Annotated in this window: 17 protein-coding genes; 10 read left to right on the top strand and 7 right to left on the bottom strand. The window is 60.1% G+C overall.

Annotated features, from left to right (window positions below; genetic code table 11):
- Positions 1–57 precede the first annotated feature (57 nt).
- From DW661_RS01470 to DW661_RS01455, 4 genes are all read right to left on the bottom strand, one after another.
- The gene (locus DW661_RS01470) at positions 58–1,200 is read right to left on the bottom strand and encodes a diguanylate cyclase (RefSeq protein WP_158568398.1); all 1,143 of its coding nucleotides are present in this window, start codon (positions 1,198–1,200) and stop codon (positions 58–60) included.
- 190 nt (positions 1,201–1,390) lie between these two features.
- The gene (locus DW661_RS01465; RefSeq protein ID WP_118934264.1) at positions 1,391–2,413 is read right to left on the bottom strand and encodes a 2-keto-3-deoxygluconate permease; all 1,023 of its coding nucleotides are present in this window, start codon (positions 2,411–2,413) and stop codon (positions 1,391–1,393) included.
- Positions 2,414–2,563: 150 nt separating this feature from the next.
- Entirely contained in the window at positions 2,564–2,887 is a 324-nt protein-coding gene (locus DW661_RS01460; protein ID WP_118934262.1) for an AzlD domain-containing protein, read from the bottom strand.
- Entirely contained in the window at positions 2,877–3,533 is a 657-nt protein-coding gene (locus DW661_RS01455) for an AzlC family ABC transporter permease (protein ID WP_158565488.1), read from the bottom strand. Before DW661_RS01455 ends, DW661_RS01460 begins: the two co-directional genes overlap by 11 nt.
- Positions 3,534–3,695: 162 nt before the next feature.
- Between DW661_RS01455 and DW661_RS01450 the strand changes: the two genes are divergently transcribed.
- The gene (locus DW661_RS01450) at positions 3,696–4,508 is read left to right on the top strand and encodes an HD domain-containing protein (protein WP_117842910.1); all 813 of its coding nucleotides are present in this window, start codon (positions 3,696–3,698) and stop codon (positions 4,506–4,508) included.
- Here the strand turns inward: DW661_RS01450 and DW661_RS01445 are convergent.
- The 3 genes from DW661_RS01445 to DW661_RS01435 are packed head-to-tail and all read right to left on the bottom strand — an operon-like array spanning position 4,505 to position 8,130.
- Entirely contained in the window at positions 4,505–5,710 is a 1,206-nt protein-coding gene (locus DW661_RS01445) for an electron transfer flavoprotein subunit alpha (protein WP_117803726.1), read from the bottom strand. The genes DW661_RS01450 and DW661_RS01445 overlap by 4 nt on opposite strands.
- Complete coding sequence (locus DW661_RS01440; protein WP_117803727.1) at positions 5,711–6,526, bottom strand: electron transfer flavoprotein subunit beta/FixA family protein; 816 nt, start codon at positions 6,524–6,526, stop codon at positions 5,711–5,713.
- A gap of 2 nt (positions 6,527–6,528) precedes the next feature.
- Complete coding sequence (locus DW661_RS01435; RefSeq protein WP_118934260.1) at positions 6,529–8,130, bottom strand: FAD-binding oxidoreductase; 1,602 nt, start codon at positions 8,128–8,130, stop codon at positions 6,529–6,531.
- Positions 8,131–8,475: 345 nt separating this feature from the next.
- On the opposite strand from DW661_RS01435, the gene DW661_RS01425 reads away from it, so the two are divergent.
- The 9 genes from DW661_RS01425 to DW661_RS01385 all read left to right on the top strand — a co-directional run bounded on the left by DW661_RS01425 (position 8,476) and on the right by DW661_RS01385 (position 18,214).
- Positions 8,476–8,772, top strand: coding sequence for a hypothetical protein (locus tag DW661_RS01425; protein WP_089573322.1), 297 nt, complete (start codon positions 8,476–8,478; stop codon positions 8,770–8,772).
- The gene (locus DW661_RS01420; protein WP_117629648.1) at positions 8,769–9,278 is read left to right on the top strand and encodes a hypothetical protein; all 510 of its coding nucleotides are present in this window, start codon (positions 8,769–8,771) and stop codon (positions 9,276–9,278) included. The genes DW661_RS01425 and DW661_RS01420 overlap by 4 nt, the downstream gene beginning before the upstream one ends.
- A gap of 90 nt (positions 9,279–9,368) precedes the next feature.
- A complete protein-coding gene (locus DW661_RS01415; protein WP_089573324.1) occupies positions 9,369–9,968 on the top strand; it encodes a hypothetical protein in 600 nt (199 codons plus the stop codon).
- Positions 9,969–10,014: 46 nt separating this feature from the next.
- On the top strand, positions 10,015–10,230 hold the full coding sequence (locus DW661_RS01410; protein ID WP_147325188.1) for a hypothetical protein: 216 nt from the start codon (positions 10,015–10,017) through the stop codon (positions 10,228–10,230).
- Positions 10,231–10,248: 18 nt separating this feature from the next.
- Entirely contained in the window at positions 10,249–11,679 is a 1,431-nt protein-coding gene (locus tag DW661_RS01405) for a hypothetical protein (protein ID WP_117645731.1), read from the top strand.
- 118 nt (positions 11,680–11,797) lie between these two features.
- On the top strand, positions 11,798–12,514 hold the full coding sequence (locus DW661_RS01400) for a DUF554 domain-containing protein (RefSeq protein WP_187361837.1): 717 nt from the start codon (positions 11,798–11,800) through the stop codon (positions 12,512–12,514).
- An 87-nt stretch (positions 12,515–12,601) separates the two neighbouring features.
- The gene (locus tag DW661_RS01395; protein WP_233547430.1) at positions 12,602–14,356 is read left to right on the top strand and encodes a TerB N-terminal domain-containing protein; all 1,755 of its coding nucleotides are present in this window, start codon (positions 12,602–12,604) and stop codon (positions 14,354–14,356) included.
- Positions 14,349–15,653 carry an ATP-binding protein gene (locus DW661_RS01390; RefSeq protein ID WP_118934258.1) on the top strand — a complete coding sequence of 435 codons (1,305 nt, stop codon included), beginning with the start codon at positions 14,349–14,351 and terminating at the stop codon, positions 15,651–15,653. The genes DW661_RS01395 and DW661_RS01390 overlap by 8 nt, the downstream gene beginning before the upstream one ends.
- A 116-nt stretch (positions 15,654–15,769) precedes the next feature.
- Positions 15,770–18,214 (top strand): DEAD/DEAH box helicase, encoded by a 2,445-nt coding sequence (locus DW661_RS01385; RefSeq protein WP_118934256.1) that lies wholly within the window; start codon positions 15,770–15,772, stop codon positions 18,212–18,214.
- Positions 18,215–18,221 lie beyond the last annotated feature (7 nt).

Raw genomic sequence — 18,221 nt, 5'->3', positions numbered from 1 at the left:
TAATGGAGTACATCGGAGAGCCGAGGGCCGCCACGCCCGCCAGCGTGCGCCCTTTTTCTAGCGTATCTGGGCGCCGGCTTTCTTCTTCTCGCGCTTTACGCGGTAGAGCTCCGCGTCGGCAGCACGAAACAAGTCTTGCCAGGTATCGACGCCATCACCGACCCGTGCGTAGCCGATGGACATCCGCAACAGATACGGAACCTCGGCGCGCGCGAGCTCATCGTTGATTGTCGCGCACAGATGCATGATATCCTGTTCCGCCACTGCCTTTTGGAGCACCACGAACTCATCGCCACCATAACGTGCGATAAAGCCGCCAGACGCCGAGCAGACTTCTTTGAGCGCAGCGGATATGACCTGAAGAGCATGGTCGCCCTCCACATGCCCATAGCGATCGTTAATCTGCTTAAAGCCGTCGGCGTCCATCATAAGCAGATATACATCTTCGGCCTGATCCACATTTGAGAAGAGCGACAGCATATAGGTCTCAAAACGGTTGCGATTGTTAAGTCCAGTCAACGGGTCGGTCGAGATGAGCTGCTCCTGGTAGATGATGTAGAGCAGCAACATGCTAATCATTATGCCGACACAAAGGCCGGGCACCGAGTATACGACCTGAAAGGTACCGCCCACCAGGGCCGGAATGGCGAAAAATGCCAAGGTTCGATAGATGGCCTTCGTCTGCAGGCTCTCGACCCTGCGAGATTGCACAAATGCATGCAGGGACGTATGTATAACGTAACAGTAGCTGACGATGGGCTGGATCATATAGGCAAAGCCGCGACGATACACGCCCTGCGAATCGATATAGAACAGGGCGTGCGTCCAGTAACTGGTAAACGCCAGCACGACCACCAGAGCCGTAGGCAACGCTACAAGCACCACCCTATAGCGCGAGGTCAAAAGGCGAGAACCCTGCACCGTCTCGGAATAGATAAACCAAATGAGACACGCGATAGCAAAGAGCGAAAACGAAACCGCGTTGGAAATCCAGTTGGCAGCAATGCCCAACGTGCCGTCCACACCGTCCGAAAGCGTCCAGATCATATCGAATAATATGTACGCGGCAGAGGTGTAGCCAAGCATGCTAAACAATAGCTGCTGGGTGCTCGAGAACAAGGAGCGACGACTTCGCACGGCAAGCCCGATAAGAACAATCATGCATAGCACGAATATCTCAATCTTGAGTGCCTTAACCACTAGCGCCATCCCTTCAATACCCAAGTGGTCAGAATCGCCCAATTCGAATCAGGGCAATAAACACCCCTTTACTCCACAGGGGTAAAGGGGATAATAGCAGAGCGCCCGAACATCACTGCAAAACAGTTTCTGTTCGGGCGCCCATACGGCGCGAATTGCACACGCCGGCATCATTGATGGGTATCGATTGCTACTCGCCATCGATGTCAGTCGCGACGGCCTCCTCTATGGCCTCGACACCGACAGGCGACAGATCATCCTTGCCTTGGCAGAACTTCTTGTCGACCCAGCCAGTCAGAATCGGAGCCATGATCGCCGTGATGATAACGGCGGTGGCGATCTGAGCGTACGCGGTGGGCGCAAGCTCGGCGTAGCGCGGTGCGACCTCGGCGAGGGCAACCGGTGTGGTCATAGCCGTGCCGGCAATGGTGGAGCAAGCCACAGCGGCCTTGCCATTGCCGCCGCACAGACGCTCGAACGCAAAGGTGATGGGACCGACGACAAACAGCGTGACAAGGCCCAGCAAGATGCCGGAAATACCGCCGGTGATAAAGCTCGACAGGCTCATGGACGCACCGAGCTGAAATCCGATGACGGCAATCGCGGGATTGGCACCGGGAACCAGCAGGTTCTTGATAAACGGGAACAGGTTGCCCAGAACCATGCCAATAACGAGTGGCAAGATGGAGCCGATAATGGTGCCAATGGGAATGTTGGCGAGGCCGGAAACACCGAGGATGATCATCGTGACGGCGGGGCCGGCCGTAAAGAACAGGATACCGACGGCGCCCTGCTCAGACTCATCACCGAACTCGCCCATGATGCCCGTATAGAGCGCCATGTTGCAAAACGTGATGCCGCCGATGATAGACACGGAGCTCAGACCCAGGAAGTTGTCGTTAAAGAAATATGCCACGCCCAGGCCGAGAGCCGCTGCGACGACCAGCTTGGGAATCAGCACGACGATGCCGGTCTTGATAGCGCCCGGCGTGGACTTAAAGCTGATGCCGGCGCCCACAAACAGCAGGATCGCGGCGACGATGGTATTGGAGCCACCGCGGCAGGCAGCCGTAAAGAATCCGCCAATCTCAAAAACCTGCGGGCAGAAGGTGTTGAGCAAAAGACCGACGATCATCGGATAAATCATGATGTCGCCCGGGATGCGCGGGACCTTGAATTTCTTTTGCTCGTTGGCGGTTGCTTCCTGTGCCATGAAACCCCCATTTCCGCTGACGGGGTACAAAAGCCCACGTCACGCTTTGCTACAGTAAAGTTTGACCATGGTACCAGAAGAAATAGACCAGCTCGGTGAAAAACTCGACAAGTTGGGATGGAACGAGATTCGGCGCCCGCGACGCCACCCCTATATAAGGCTCAAGACGATATAGAGTACGATGCCCGAGACGCAGCACCACAGCATCGATTTTGTCTTGACCGCCACGACCACGACGCTGGCGGCCGCAATCCAGGGAACCAAGGCAGGCCAGAGCCCCGCGTCGAACGCGCCGGGACTCACCAAGTCGTTGGCGACCAGCGCGGCAAAGGCAGCGGGCGGGATATAGCCCAGGGCCTCGGTAATACGGGGCGACAGGGTCCGCCCGCACAAGGCGAACGCCGGCGCGATGCGAAAGAACGCGATAGCAGCCCACGACGACAGCCACAGAACCAAGAACTCGTTAACGGGCATCGCGGGCACCTCTTCCGTCAAATACAGCATCGCACGCCAGCGCAATGGTAATGCCGACCACGACGCTTGCCGGCACGGCAATATTCACGAGGCCCAAGAACTTGCATACGGCGACGGACACCGCGCCCGAAACCGCCGCGACAACGTTGCCGCGCGACAGCCGCTGCGAAAAGAGCAGGCAGATAAAGAGCGAGGTGCAGACAAAGGCTGCAATGGCGGTGGGAACATCGACAACGGCGCCGACGATGGCGCCCGTCGTACACGATACGCCCCATGTTGCGATAAGGATCACGTTGAGCACAAAGGACTCGCGCGGGCCCCAATCCTCCCCTTCAACCAACTTGGCAAGCGAGATGCCATATGCCTCCTCGGTAAGTGTCGCGGCAACAGCCAGCGTCTGACTCTTCGAGGCACCCGTCAGATGCGACGTGATCGATGCCGAGTAAAGCGCAAAGCGCGAGGAGATGGCAGCAACGCTCGCGACGATCGACGCCGCAGGCACACCTGCCAGCCACAGATTGCAGATCATAAACTGCCCGCTGCCCGTCACGAACGTGCTGCTCAGAGCAAAGACCATCCAGGGTTCCATTCCCGTCTGCCCCATGATCATTCCGCACGGCGCGCCTATTGCAACATAGGTAAGCATCACTGGCCAGACGGTTCTAACGATTTTGAGCACCATACGCTTCTCATCCTGACAAGGTCTCCGAGCCGCATGTAGCGACACGGCAGAATCATCATCCGACAGCAACCGAGTTCACCTACAATTGCCACCGGATCGAAAGACACAACTTTTTAGGAAGTCATTATGACAGCTATCGATCGAGACCGGGCGCGCGCGGCCTTCAAAAGCTACACCGATGCCTACGACGCCACTAACCCACGCATCGCGCTCAAATTCGAGCATACGTACCACGTGGCCGAGGCATGCGATGCCGTAGCACGCGAGCAGGGCTGGTCGTCAGAAGATATTGACCTGGCATGGCTTTGCGGCCTGCTACACGATATGGGCCGCTTTGAGCAGTTGCGGCGCTGGGACACCTTTAAGGACGCCGAGAGCATGAGCCATGCAGCGCTGGGCATCGAGGTCCTCTTTGGCGAGAATCCCGCCGATGCACCCGCCGTAACGAGCATCCGCGACTTTATCGATGACCCGGCAGAAGATGAGCTCATCCGAGCGAGCATTGCCTATCACAGCGATTTTCGTCTACCCGCGCAGCTCGACGAGCGTACGCGGAGCTTCTGCGATATCGTGCGCGATGGTGACAAGATCGACATTATGCGCACCATCGCCGACAGCACCGTCGAGACCATCCTCAAGGTGGATGAGGACGCATTTCTCGCCAGCCACTTCTCGGCACCGGCGCTTACCGCCTTTGACGAGCACCGCTGCGTCGCACGCGATGAGCGCGATGAGCCCGCAGACTACCTGGTGGGACTCATCTGCTTTATGTTTGAGCTCGTCTATCCAGCGAGCCGCGCGCTGGCGCGCGAACAGGGCGATATCCACCGCCTGCTCGATGCGCCCTTTGGCATTACGCGGCCCTTTACCAACCCCGCCACGCAGGCAACCTGGAGCCGCCTAAAGGACGAGATGCGCGACTGGCTGACGCGCGCTTAGCGCTCAAGCTGAGCCAGCAGCTCCTCAACGATCTCAACGGCATCGCCGACGACCTTATACTGGGCAGCACCGAAGATGGGGGCATCCGGGTCCTCATTGATGGCGACAATGCACTCCGCCCCACCGATGCCGGCGAGATGCTGGATAGCGCCCGAGACACCGATGCTCACGAGGAGCTTGGGCGAGACCGATACACCCGTCTGGCCAATTTGGTGGCGATACTCCAACCAGCCTGCCTCCACAATGGGACGCGTGCAACCAAGCTCGGCACCCAGGGCATCGGCGAGCTTTCGCATCAGGGGCAGATTCTTCTTGGAGCCGATGCCGCGGCCCACCACGACCAGACGCTCGGCATCGGCAATTGAGGCCTGCTGTCCCCACTCCTCGGCGGGAATCGAGATCTCGACGCGGGCCTTAACGTCATCCGCAAGCACTACCTGGGTAATCGTGCCGGAGCGGCTATAGTCAAACTCGGGCGCCTTAAAGATGCCGGGGCGCACCGTTACCATCTGAGGACGGTGGTTGGGGCAGATAATGGTGGCCATCAGGTTGCCGCCAAACGCCGGGCGTGTCTGCTGCAGCAGACCCGTCTCCGTATCCATAGAAAGCACCGTGCAATCGGCCGTAAGACCCGTCTGCAAGCGCACGGCCACACCGGGCGCCAGCTCGCGACCAAAGGCGGTCGCGCCGTACAGGATGGCCTCGGGCTTGCGCTCGGCTACCAAATCGCAGATCAAGCGGGCGTAGACCTCCGCGTCGTTCTGACGCAGGCGCTCGTCACGACAGACCAGAACTTCGTCCGCACCGGCGCAAGTCAGATGCTCCAGGTCCCCGAGTGAGCCCTCGGGGCTCATGCCGACCAGTGCCACCAGACGGCAGCCGCGGGCATCGGCAAGCTCGCGTCCCTTGCCCATGAGCTCGAAGGCCACGGATGCAACGGCATCGTGCTCGTCAGTCTGCACGAAGATCCAGATGTCTCGATATGCGTCAAGGTCTGCCGCGCCGGCGGCCTCGTCGCGCTCAATCGAGATGGCGTTGACGGGGCAGGCGTCGACGCACCCGCCGCACAGGATACAGCCGTCGGTTACGCGGGCACAGCGATTGGGGCGCTCGCCCTCCACCACAATGCCGCCCGAGGCGCAGGCGCGAACGCAGCGACCACAGCCGATGCAGGCTTCGCTATCGATAATCAGCCCGCTCATCTATGCCATCCCCTCGATAATCTTGGCAAGTTTTACCGCCTGCTCGGACGCCGTTCCCTCAACGGCCTCGCACGTTTGGTCACGGTCGGGCACAAACGAGTGCACGACCTGCGTCGGTGATCCGGCAAGGCCGCAACGCGAAGGATCGGCGTTTACGTCGGCAGCGCTGGCCACGCGCACGTCTGCATCCTCGGCCGCGCGAATACCGGCAATACTCGGCATGCGCAGCTGGCCAATCTCCTTGGCAGTCGTCATCGCACACGGCATCTCCAGGTACACCGTCTCCTCGCCGGCATCGCAGCCGTGAACGAGCGCCAGCGAGCCACACGTCGTAAATCCCGCGCTCTGCACACAGCTCACGTCGGTCACGCAGGGGACCCCAAAGGCGCCGGCCAGCTCGGAGCCGATCTGGGCCGTATCGCCGTCCACTGCCATCTTGCCGCAGATGATCAGGTCAAAGTCCTCATCGAGTGCCTCGATGCCGCATTTGAGGGCATAGGTGGTGGCTAGGGTATCGGCGCCCGCAAAGGCTCGGTCGGTCAGCAGCAGCGCGTCGTCGGCACCGCGGGCGATGCAGTCGCGCAGCAGCGATTCGGTCGCGGGGATGCCCATCGACACCACCGTCACACGCACGTCCATGCCAAAGCCGATAAAGTCGTCCTTCAGCGCTAGCGCACATTCGAGAGCACTTGCATCGAAGGGATTAATGACCGCCTGCTTGCCATCACGCACGATAGTATTGGTCTTGGGGTCCATCTTGACCTCGGTGCTTCCGGGCACCGCCTTGACGCACACCACCATATGGAAATCACTCATCTTCACGCGCCCCCTTTCTGGACGAGTTCATCCAAGAGCTTCTCCGTAAACAGGTTGCCGCGACCCAGCTGGCCGGCAGGATCAAGCTGGAGTTTGAGACGCGCCGACTCGACCATGGCCTCGTGGCCGTACATCGTCTCCAAGAAGCCCGCCTTGATCTTGCCGACGCCGTGTTCGGCAGAAACGGCACCGCCCATGGCCGTGACCTCGGAAGCCCACTGGGCAAAGAGCTCTCCACCACGACGGTAGTCTTGCGCATCGCGCGGCAGGATGTTCACATGCAGATGGTTGTTCCCGATGTGTCCCCAGGCAGCAGACTCAAGCCCGCTTTCGGCCAGCGTGCGGCGATAGAGGGCCACGACATCGGCAAGGCGTGCATTGGGCACCGACATATCCGATCCCAGCTTGGTAATGGTGGGGTCGGTGCGGCGACGCTCGTCAATGAGCATGTTGACGCTCTCGGGCACCGCGTGGCGGAAGAACCGCTGGCACTCGCGATCGACTTCGTTGCGGGCGACCCATGTCGCATCGTCGCGGCCGCCCGCAAGCTCCAGCACCCATCCCAAGTGGTACAGCTCCTCGGTCGCCTGCGCCTCGTCATCGCAATCGAGCTCCACGTAGACACATACCTTGGCCTCTTTGTCGAGCGCCGGCAGCGAGGCAAACGCTGTCGACTGCTCGCGCTGGCGACGCAGGATATCCAGGGCGCCAGCATCGAAATACTCAATAGCGGCGGCATGGGACAGCACGGGACGCACGGAATCGGTAAAGGACACGGCCTTGTCTTCGCTATCGAAAAAGCAACTCACACCCCATACGACCGAAGGTGCCGCCTGCAGGGCGATCTCGAGCTCGGTAATGACGCCGAGCGTGCCGCACGCACCGATAAAAAGATCGATGGCGTCCATATCGTCCGCAACAAAATACCCCGAGGCATTTTTGGTCTTGGGCATGGTGTAGTCAGGAAGAACAAGCTCGAATGTATGACCCTCTGCCGTCACGAGCGACAGGTGGCGGCCCTGGGCAAAAGCCTCGCCGCGCTGAAGCTCAAGCAAATCGCCATCAGCCAGCGCGACGTGGAGTCCCGTGATATGCGGGCGCATGGGGCCGTAAGCGTAGCTGCGGGCGCCGGAGGCGTTGCATGCCGCCATGCCGCCCAGACAGGCAGATGCCTCAGTGGGATCGGTGGGAAAGAACTGCTCGGGGGACTCTTGGAACTCCTCGTAGGCCTCAAGCGATGCCTGGTCCCAACCAGCGGTCGGCAGTACCTTCTTGCTCAGCTGCTTACGCAGCTCCGAGAGCACAACGCCCGGCTCCACGCGCAGCAGAAATTGGCCTTGTTCATCGCGGCGAAGGCCCAAGTAGCGATTCATACGGGAAGTATTGAGGATATGCCCACCGTGGGGCACGGCACCGGCGGCAAGGCCGGTTCGGGCGCCCTGAACCGTTACCGGGACACGCTCGGCATGGAGCGTTTCCAAAATGGCACGGACCTCGTCTTCCGTTGTCGGAAACGAGATGCTCGATGCTTCGCCCGATGCGCGAGATTCATCGCGGCCATACTCTTCGAACTCATCGGTGAAGGGTTTAATGGTTGCAGACACGCGAACTCCCCCTTTAGCTAACTACAGTGTTTGCAGGGAGATGTTACCGCATCGTTTCGTCGACGTGTTCGAGACCGTCTCCATAATTGGCGATTTTTACGTTTGTGCAATTCGGCGAACGGCAAGGCTTCCTCGGCAGACGATGCTTTTGACACATATCGCCCCGCCGTCGCCGACCGCTCGATTGTCGCTCGAAAAAAGTTGAAGTAATTTTTCCACCTTTTACCTGCGGAGATGTCAATCCGTCAAGCATTTGGTCAGAAATTGGTCAAGTAGCGGCTGATACGGTCGGCGTCGACAGCCAAAACCGATAGAAGTTTTGGCCCCAGAAGCAGGGAGGTTCCCATGGCATATTACTGGCCCCAGTACGGCGTCGCCATCGAGGTCGACGACGATCCCTATCTCCTGCCTTTCGACGAAGAGGCGTTCCCCGATACGGCGGTCTACCACGTCACCACCGATGTTATCTGCGACCCCGAGTCGTTCTCGGCGCTCGCCCACCACATCGCGCGTATCCACGACATCGAGCTCCCTCACGACTTTGACGAGCTCATCTACTCGCGCCGCCTGATGCTTCACATGCTCTTTGGAGCGGACCCGTCCACGTTCGCACGTGTCTACACCACCAAGGACGCCGCATGAGTGCGAAGAAGCCGCCCCGCCTCGCAGGACTGGGGCGTCGCAAGAAACTCGTCGTTGTCTGCCTGGCTATCGCCTGCGCCCTCATCGCCGTAGGGCTATACGCCTGGCAGTCGCAGCCCGTGCCCGAAGCGGGCGCCTCAGTCACGACGGCAGAGGGTAAATCGCGACAAGAAATCCAAGATGAGCTCGATGCCATCGTCCGCGACAACATGATGACGATTTCGGTCGCGCCGGTCGCTCAGCTACAGGAGGACGGCAAGCTGCGCGTCAACGTGCAAAACGTCCAAGACAATAAATTTCCCCAGCGATTCCGCGTCATCCAAAACGACGAGACCATGTACGAATCCGGTGTGGTCGAGACCGGCAAGACAATCGAGACGTGCCCCGCCGGCGACATCAAAGAAGGAGAGGCATACATCGAGATCCAGGCACTCGATGCCAAGACCCTCGACAGCCACGGCAATCCGACACGTGTCAAGGTACGGGTTGAGCAAGCCGAGAACTAGCTTTTTCGGCCGACGCGACACCGCACGCAATTCACCAGCATTCGTCCAATCATCGCGGGGACGGCCCGCGGCGAATAGAAAGGAACGACCATGGACATCACCAGGAACATGAACGGAGCCAGAGCGCTCGTCGTGGGCGCAGGGCTCGCGCTCGCGCTCGCAATGGGCGCCGCCCCGACGCCAGCTCTGGCAGCCGGGCGCGTTGGAACCACGAAAGTAATGGTCAGGACCGAGATCGACAACGTAGAGTTCAAAGTTCCGACGGTTATTCCCTTCGTCGCCAAGGCCGACGGCACGCTTCAGGGCCCCTCAGAAGACGCGACCACCATCGACAATCATTCGGCCTACGGCATCCATGTCACCAACATGAAGATCGACGCCATGAACACCTGGACCATTGCCGCCGACGCCAAGGCCGGAACCGCGCAGAATTCCATCGACTTTAAGGTCGGCCCCGACGGCGCACTCCAGAACGCCAGCGCCGCAATGCAGGAGACGGGCCTCGATCTTTCCAAGAATGCAGCCTTCGACATGGGCTACCAGGGCATTGCCGGCGGCACGGACAAAATTAAGCTCAAGACAAGCGGAAACGTCGCCCGCGTCACGCGCGACATCTTCCGCGTAACCGGCGAAGGCGATCAGGTTGCAACGATCACCTGGACGGTCGAGCCCGGTGCGCACACGGCATAAGGCCGTCGCCCTGGCCGCCGTCAGTATCCTAGCGTTTGGGCCAGCCATGGCCTTTGCCCAGCAAGAACAGGCGCAGGCCGCCACGCAAGTGACGGTCGACCTCTCGGAGCTCGACCGCGGCAACTGCAAGGAACCGTTGGCACAGACAGACGACAGACGATGGCTCTTGGCAGCAGGCGCCACGGCAGCAGGTGCGGGAACCGCCGGCCTCGGTCTGCACATCAAACGCAGCCAGAAACGAAACACGGACAGGCCGCACTAAATTAGCTAAGGAGACCCCATGGCATCGAAGAACCTTTTGCCCGTCGTCGCACTCTGCGGCGCGCTCGCAACCGGAACGCCTGTCGCCGCTTGGGCGACTCCCGTCATGGCAGACTCCTTACCAGCAGCCCTAAGCTCCGCACCAAATCCGTCGAGCGCCATTGCGTGCAAGCGTTTTTCGTTCGCACAGGCCGCAATCTCAACCTCGGGATGCCTTCGTCGTAATACGGACGGCTCGATAGTCGTGGATATCAATCGTTCGAACAAGGCAAACGGCTCCCAGGCGGGGTGCGCCGTCTGCACATGGCGCTCGATTGTGCTCGATGCAGATGGCGATCCGTGCGATTTGGGGTTGCGCATCGATATCGCTTCGGTCGATGACTCGGCGAACGGAGCGAAGGTCGCCTTCGACGGTGCGTTTTTCGAGAAAGGAGGCGGTATATGTCTGGGCTGCGCCGCCGCGAATGCAGACGATGTGCAGCCCACCCTCTCATTCACGGCATCGCTGCGGCTGACCAAGGCGGGCACCGATGCCATCGCGGCGGGAGAAGCATCCCTGCTGTTCTACGCCGTCAGCACCAAAGACACAGACGCTCATTTCGAGAAGTCAGCCGGATCACTCAGCCTTACACGAGGGATAGAGGCAGGCCCTATTGAAATCGATGCCCACGCGCAAAGCAGGCAACGCATTCTTGCCGACCCGGCGCTTCTCGAAATGGAGTGGAACGGATCCGGAGCCATCGGGATTGTCCCCTCCGCGCTTGACGCCAAGACGCTCCCCTCAAACGACGAACCCATCAACGCAACCATACAAGAAGAGAGCACGGACAAAGAAGCAGGTGCGGGCGACACGCCGTCGCCGACAAACAGCGTCCCAGCTTCTTTCGAAGCACCGAATGAGCCCGCTACCGGTCCAAACGATCCCGAGCTCGCGGACAGTCTGGGACTTGCTGATCCTCAGGAGATCGATGAAGGTAACTGCTGCGTGCTTGCCGCCCTCGACCACACAGAGGTCATCGATGCTGCAAACATCGAAGTTGCCGCCGCCAATCAGCCCGTCCGCAAGTCGGCCATCATCGCATTTCCCGAATCCATCGAAGTCGTCTTTTTGCCATCAGGCGAGGTCGTGGCCCCAACACTGCTCACCTTGTTGGGCGCCAAGAATACTCGAAACGAAATTAAAAAGGTCACGGTTGTCGACCCTGCAACCACCGCTAAACTGCGTTTATACGCCGTTGCCCCAGACGGAGGCAAGACCTTGGAATTCGATGGCGACACACTTCTAGCCTGGCGACGTCTGGACATTATGCAAGACGTCTCGTATCAGATCGAACTCGAAGGGTTTGATCGTGCCCGCGATGCCAATATCATCGCCGCGGCTATTGAATCCCCACAGCGGCTTATGACACTGCGCTTTGACTACTATCCCTATGTCCCGACAACCACCTGAGGCTTAAATGCTGCGCATCATTCCTAATACCACTTATATAACGTATTAGATGAGTCGCGATGTGCCTCGCATTTCGTTCTGCTACGATTGCCACGTTGGCATCAATACAGGAGGGCTCATGCCGGGCTTGGGAACAATCATCAACGTTGCGCTTTTAGTTGCGGGCGGTCTTTTGGGATTAGCGGGCGGCCGCTTCATTACACCGCGCATCCAAGACACGCTCATGAAAGCATCGGGGCTGTGCGTCCTGTTTATCGGCCTGGGCGGCACCATGCAAAAGATGCTCATCATCGATGGAAAGGCGCTAGCGACCACCGGTACCACCATGCTCATCGTCTCATTTGCGCTCGGTTCGCTCATCGGCGAGGCCATCAACTTGGAGGCCTCCATCGAGAACCTTGGCGAATGGCTCAAGCGCAAGACTGGCAGTGAGGGCGATAACGAGTTCACCAACGCTTTTGTCTCGACTTCACTCACCGTGTGCATCGGCGCCATGGCCATTGTGGGATCGATCCAGGACGGCCTGCTCGGCGACTGGTCAACGCTTGCCCTCAAGGGCGCACTGGACTGCATCATCGTCTGCACCATGACGGCCTCGCTTGGCCGCGGCTGCATCTTCTCCGCCCTGCCCGTCGCCGTGTTCCAGGGGACGATCACGTTGTTTGCCGGCGCGCTCTCCCCCATCATGACCACAGCAGCCCTCAACAGCCTTTCGCTCGTAGGCTCCATGCTCATCTTCTGCGTCGGCGTCAACCTCATCCGTCCTCAGACCTTCCGCACGGCCAATATGCTTCCCTCCGTCGTCATCGCCGTCATATACGCCCTCCTGTTCTAAATCTATCAACGCAGCGGTATCTCGAACATCTGTTTGATGCTGTGCTATGATATGAGGTCACCGTAGCTGCGTTCGAGAGGAGGAGCGGTGGCCGACCAGGACATCAAGATGCTCATCGAGCGCATTATGGCCGAGGCCCGGACCCATCAGTCCGCCCGCTTCTCAAACGAAACCTACGCAGACGAGCCGATTCTCAAAACCGGCCGACAGATGCAGAATTTCCTCCCCGACCAGTACCGTAAAATGCGCGAGATATCGCGCTGGCAGGATGACCCCAAGGGCGGTGCGGGCCGCTGGCTTTCGGAAGCCGAGCTTTTTTACCGCCAGGGCCTGCTGATGGCCGACTTTGAGGACGACTGTCCCTACAACGGCACCTTTAAGTCGTACTTTCCCACCTACAACGCCATGAGCGACCGGCAACTGCGCGGCTACTTTACCTGGCGTGCCCAAGTGCGCCGCGGAACCGTCGAGGAAACGTCTACGTCCTTTGCCTTTCTGTATCTCTATGAGCTGATCTGCGGCATTGGCGTAGATAATCCACTCGATGGTTTTAACAAGATCAAGGCTTTTTGGGATGTCTATCGCGCCTTCGAGCCCGGCATCGACCGGTTTGCGCGCGTGTGGCTGCAAGATTACGCCGTGTTCCACGGGCTCGACCCCAAGCTGCTTCGCGACTCTAAAACCGTCATGTTCGATAACGCCCTTATCGAACTGCGGCGCGCGGCACGAGACCTTGTACCGGCACCGTCCGGCCAGACCCCTAAGCGTCGCAAAACCTCCGAGCCCACGCTCCCCCTTCCGCCCGATGAGGTGCGCGAGGAGCGACTCATGGCCGCCATCAACGCCCTCTCCACGTACAACCTAAGTAGCTCGCGGCTCGACCGCAGCCACCACCGCGATCTGCGCCACGTGGCGTGCGCCGTGTATGTCCGCATGGCGCGCTACTATGACACGCACCGAAAGACCGGCATCGTGGCAAGTTTATTTGGGGAGGAGACGGCCATGCCCTACACCATGTTTGCCTCGGCCGTATTCTTTGCGCCCGAGCGCCACGAGGACTGCGAATACCGCCTGGATCCTATCCATATCTACCGTTGCCAAAACGGCTTTTGGGAATGCATGCGCATCCATGGTAGTAGGCAAAAGAGCAGCAAGCTCGGTGAAATGATGCGCGCCTGCGACCAACGCCTGCGCCTGGCCCTGGACCCTGCCCACCCCCTTAAGGAAGAAAAGGTCCCCAAATATCTGGCCAAGATTATCGATGACGAGATTGTGGCATGGCTTTCGTGGGACGCCGCACACCAGCCCGTCAAAATCGATATCGATCTGAGCCAGCTGGGGCACATTCGGAACGCCGCTGCGCAAACGCGCGAAGCGCTTTTGATCGATGAGGAACGCGAGGATGGCGCGTCCGCAGAAGCCGAGGCAACGGACTCAGGGCAACCGGAAGCCGAGCCCGTAGCCGACGCGATTGTCGAACCAGTCGCGGCACCCATTCGGCAGGACGAGGCCGACGAGCCGACCATATCCGCCGAACAGTTTGGTGTCGTGGCACCGCTTCTCGCGCCGACGCCCGCGTTCGCAGCTGCTGCGCCCGCTGACGCCACGAACGAACTCGCGCTCGCCGCAGACGCCTATCTCCGCGCGCTGCTCGAGCACAACGCAGTACAGGCGGAATCGGCGGTAGTGCAATCGGAGCAGAGCGAGGACATGCTCGTCGATACCATCAACGAGGCGCTCTTTGACCTGGTGGGCGACACCGTAATTGAATTTAGCGCGGCAGGGCCGCAGATTATCGAGGACTACGAAGCAGACGTGAGAGGATACCTAGACCATGAGTGATACCGCATCCGCAGCACCCCGCGTGCCCAAGCGCGTCGCTGCCGTCATTCTCAACTCGCTCAAGGGCGGCGTGGTCCCGCGCATCGGCCTTCCCTACATTACCGTAGGGCGCGAGGTCGAGATCCGCGCCCTGCTCACCGATCTGAGTCTCATCGCCGACGGTGGGGCGAGCTTCCGCTTCCTGGTCGGTCGCTACGGCGCCGGCAAGAGCTTTTTGCTCCAAACCATCCGAACGCATGCCATGGGCGAGGGATTCGTCGTCGCCGATGCAGACTTATCCCCCGAGCGCCGTCTGCAGGGCGGGCAGGGGCAGGGCCTTGCCACCTACCGCGAGCTCATACGCAATATATCGACCAAGACGCGCCCCGAAGGCGGTGCGCTCAACCTTATTCTTGATCGCTGGGTCGCCTCGTGCGCCGACGTCGACGAGTCGGTCGTCAATGCCCAACTGGCCCCGCTCGAGGAAATGGTCCACGGCTTCGACTTCACCCGCATGCTCCGCCGCTATCGCATGGCCGCATCCGGGGGCGACGAAGAGACCATGAGCCGCGTGACCAAATGGATTCGCGGCGAATACCGCACCAAGAGCGAGGCACGCGCCGAGCTGGGCTCCTCGACCATCATCAGCGATGACGACTGGTACGACTACGTCAAACTCATCGCGCGTTTTTTGGTTTGCAGCGGCTACAAGGGCATGCTGGTGCTCATCGACGAGCTCGTGAATCTGTATAAGATTCCCAACGCCATCACGCGCCAATACAACTACGAGAAGATCCTGACCATGTACAACGACACGCTCCAGGGCAAGGCGCAGTACCTGGGCATGATCATGGGTGGCACGCCAACCTCCATCGAAGACCGCCGCCGCGGCGTGTTCTCCTACGAGGCCCTGCGCAGCCGACTCGCTCAGGGCCGCTTTGCGCGCGAAGACCTTAAGGACATGCTCGCGCCCATCATCCGCCTGCAGCCACTCACCTACGAGGAGCTACTGGTGCTCATCGAAAAACTCATGCAGATCCATGCCGGCTACTTTGGCTGGACGCCCACGCTTGCCGAAAACGACTTGGTGGACTTTCTCAAGATTGAGTTCGGCCGCGTGGGAGCCGATACGCACTTGACGCCGCGTGAGGTCATCCGTGACTTTATCGAGCTGCTCGATATCCTGTGTCAGAACCCCGATGCAAATGTGGCCGAGCTGCTGCAAAGCGTCGGCGGCGACGCGCTGGCGCCGGCAGCCGCAACAGGCGACACCGGCACCGCAGGCGGCGACCGCAACTTCGCCGAGTTCACCATCTAACCTACCAAAAAGGGACAGGTTTATTTTGGCAGGTTTTATCTGGGCAAACGTTGAAGCAGTAATGCAGCAAGCCGTTGCCAGCCGCGTTGAGAGATTCGTTGTTGAAAGGAGGCCCCGTGAACGCCTTTGACCGCTACGCCCCGTTTATCCAAGACTTCATCTACTCCCACGATTGGGAGAGCCTACGCTCTATCCAGGTTGCAGCAGCTGATGCCATCTTTAACACGCAAGATAATGTGCTCCTGACGGCATCCACGGCTTCCGGCAAAACCGAGGCAGCCTTCTTTCCCATCCTGACCGAGTTTTGGGAGAACCCGCCCGCAAGCGTGGGCGCCCTCTACATTGGCCCCCTCAAGGCGCTCATCAACGACCAATTCGTCCGCCTCAACGACCTGTGCGAAGAAGCCGATATCCCCGTCTGGCACTGGCATGGCGATGTCTCGCAATCACACAAGGCCAAACTCATCAAAAAACCGAGCGGCATCCTACAGATTACGCCCGAGTCGCTCGAGGCGCTCCTGATCCATAAGCACATGGCGATCCCGCGCATGTTTTGCGACCTGCGCTATGTGGTTATCGACGAAGTCCATTCGCTCATGCGCGGCGACCGCGGCGGGCAGACGCTCTGTCTTATCGAGCGCCTCTCGCGCATGGCAGGCGTGCAGCCCCGCCGCATTGGCCTTTCGGCCACCATCGGCGACCCCGAGCGCACGGGCGCCTTTCTCTCGCAGGGAACGGGGCGCGACTGCGTTATCCCCCGCTTTGAGGAACCGCGCCGCGTGTGGCGCATCTCCATGGAGCACTTCTACAACTCGGGCCCCCAGGCTCAGCAACGAGGATTCGTAGGCACAGGTCCACAAGAAGCCGAGGTGCTTGCTTGCGAGCGTATTGAGACGGCGGCGCCCGCGGCGCTGCCCGCATCCGGACAAGACATGTGCCACAGCGGACAGCTTACACAGGAAGAACACCGTCAACGTCGTGAGCAGGCGCGGGACAAGGCCGCTCCCAAAGACCGTCGCACTTCCTCGGCCCCCGAGGGCGAAGTCGACATCCCACGAGCGACCGAGCAGGCGCTTCTCAACCCCACCGACACGGCGCCCGACAACGCCGACCCCGGCATGGGCTATATCTTTGAGCATACGCGCGGCCGCAAATGCCTGGTCTTTGCCAACTCGCGCGAGGAGGCAGAGGCCGTGTGCTCCATGCTGCGCAGCTACTGCGAGAGCCGGCACGAGCCCGACCGTTTTCTCATCCATCACGGCAATCTTTCGGCATCGCTACGCGAGACGGCCGAGGAGCTCATGCGCGACGAGGAGCAGACGCAGACAACCGTCACCACCTCTACGTTGGAGCTCGGTATCGATATCGGCCGCCTGGAGCGCGCCTTCCAGATTGACGCGCCGTTTACCGTCAGCTCCTTTTTGCAGCGCATGGGGCGCACAGGCCGTCGCGATCTTCCGCCCGAGATGTGGTTTGTCATGCGCGAGGAAGAGCCCGAGCCGCGCACGATGATGCCCGAAACCATTCCCTGGAAGCTCCTGCAGGGTATCGCGCTCGTACAACTCTATTGCGAGGAAAAGTGGGTCGAGCCACCCGAGCTCGATCGTCTCCCCTACAGCCTGCTCTATCACCAGACTATGTCGACCCTCGCCAGCACCGGCGAGCTCACGCCGGCCGAACTTGCCCAGCGCGTGCTCACGCTCAGCTATTTCCACCGTGTCTCGGCAGACGATTACCGTGTGCTGCTACGTCACCTCATTAAGATCGACCATATCCAGGTCACCGAAGGTGGCGGGCTCATCGTGGGTCTCGCGGGCGAGCGCATCATCAACAACTTTAAGTTCTACGCCGTGTTCCAGGAAAACGAGGAGTTTACCGTCCGGAGCGAATCGGCTGAGCTGGGCACGATCGTTAATCCGCCCCCGCCCGGTGAGCGCATCGCCATCGCCGGACACTGCTGGATTGTCGAGGAAGTGGACTGGAAGCGCCACACTGTCTTTGCCACGCAGGTCAAGGGCCGGGTGCCGGCCTACTTTGGCGACTGCCCCGGCGACATTAACACGCATGTGCTCGAGCGCATGCGCCAAGCGCTCACTGAGCACGCAGTATATCCGTACCTTATGGGTAACGCACGGGCTCGCTTGGCGCAGGCTCGTCATACCGCCGAGATTTCGGGCGCGGGAACTAAGCCGCTCATCAACCTGGGTGGCGACACCTGGGTGCTCTTCCCCTGGTTGGGCAGCTACGCCTTCCTAGCACTCGAGCGCATGCTTAAAATCAAATGCGCCGCTGAGCTGGGCCTTCGCGGACTCGACCCGTCACGCCCGTACTTTATGCAGTTTAAGATGAAGGCCGACGAGGAGACGTTCTTTGAGGTGCTCGCCGCCGAGGCCGAAAAGGACTTCGATCCAATCGAGCTCGTCTATCCTGGCGAGGTGCCTTACTTTGACCGCTACGACGAGTTTGTTCCCGAAGAGCTCGTGCGCAAGGGCTTTGCCGAAGGCGTGCTCGACATCGAGGGCATGAAGCAGCGCGTTCACGGCTGGCGCGACCACGCCTAAGACCAGT

This window comes from Collinsella sp. AM24-1, assembly GCF_003470325.1.
Classification (GTDB): Bacteria; Actinomycetota; Coriobacteriia; order Coriobacteriales; family Coriobacteriaceae; genus Collinsella.
The sequence above is the reverse complement of the archived record's forward strand: the minus strand, read 5'-3'. Positions and strand labels throughout refer to the sequence as shown.

Coding starts and splice junctions, on each gene's coding strand:
- DW661_RS01410 (WP_147325188.1), top strand. CDS start 10,015: ATGGCCTTTGCCCAGCAAGAACAGGCGCAGGCCGCCACGCAAGTGACG.
- DW661_RS01415 (WP_089573324.1), top strand. CDS start 9,369: ATGGACATCACCAGGAACATGAACGGAGCCAGAGCGCTCGTCGTGGGC.
- DW661_RS01425 (WP_089573322.1), top strand. CDS start 8,476: ATGGCATATTACTGGCCCCAGTACGGCGTCGCCATCGAGGTCGACGAC.
- DW661_RS01420 (WP_117629648.1), top strand. CDS start 8,769: ATGAGTGCGAAGAAGCCGCCCCGCCTCGCAGGACTGGGGCGTCGCAAG.
- DW661_RS01460 (WP_118934262.1), bottom strand. CDS start 2,887: ATGCCCGTTAACGAGTTCTTGGTTCTGTGGCTGTCGTCGTGGGCTGCT.
- DW661_RS01390 (WP_118934258.1), top strand. CDS start 14,349: ATGAGTGATACCGCATCCGCAGCACCCCGCGTGCCCAAGCGCGTCGCT.
- DW661_RS01445 (WP_117803726.1), bottom strand. CDS start 5,710: ATGAGCGGGCTGATTATCGATAGCGAAGCCTGCATCGGCTGTGGTCGC.
- DW661_RS01455 (WP_158565488.1), bottom strand. CDS start 3,533: ATGCTTACCTATGTTGCAATAGGCGCGCCGTGCGGAATGATCATGGGG.
- DW661_RS01440 (WP_117803727.1), bottom strand. CDS start 6,526: ATGAGTGATTTCCATATGGTGGTGTGCGTCAAGGCGGTGCCCGGAAGC.
- DW661_RS01465 (WP_118934264.1), bottom strand. CDS start 2,413: ATGGCACAGGAAGCAACCGCCAACGAGCAAAAGAAATTCAAGGTCCCG.
- DW661_RS01405 (WP_117645731.1), top strand. CDS start 10,249: ATGGCATCGAAGAACCTTTTGCCCGTCGTCGCACTCTGCGGCGCGCTC.
- DW661_RS01450 (WP_117842910.1), top strand. CDS start 3,696: ATGACAGCTATCGATCGAGACCGGGCGCGCGCGGCCTTCAAAAGCTAC.
- DW661_RS01400 (WP_187361837.1), top strand. CDS start 11,798: ATGCCGGGCTTGGGAACAATCATCAACGTTGCGCTTTTAGTTGCGGGC.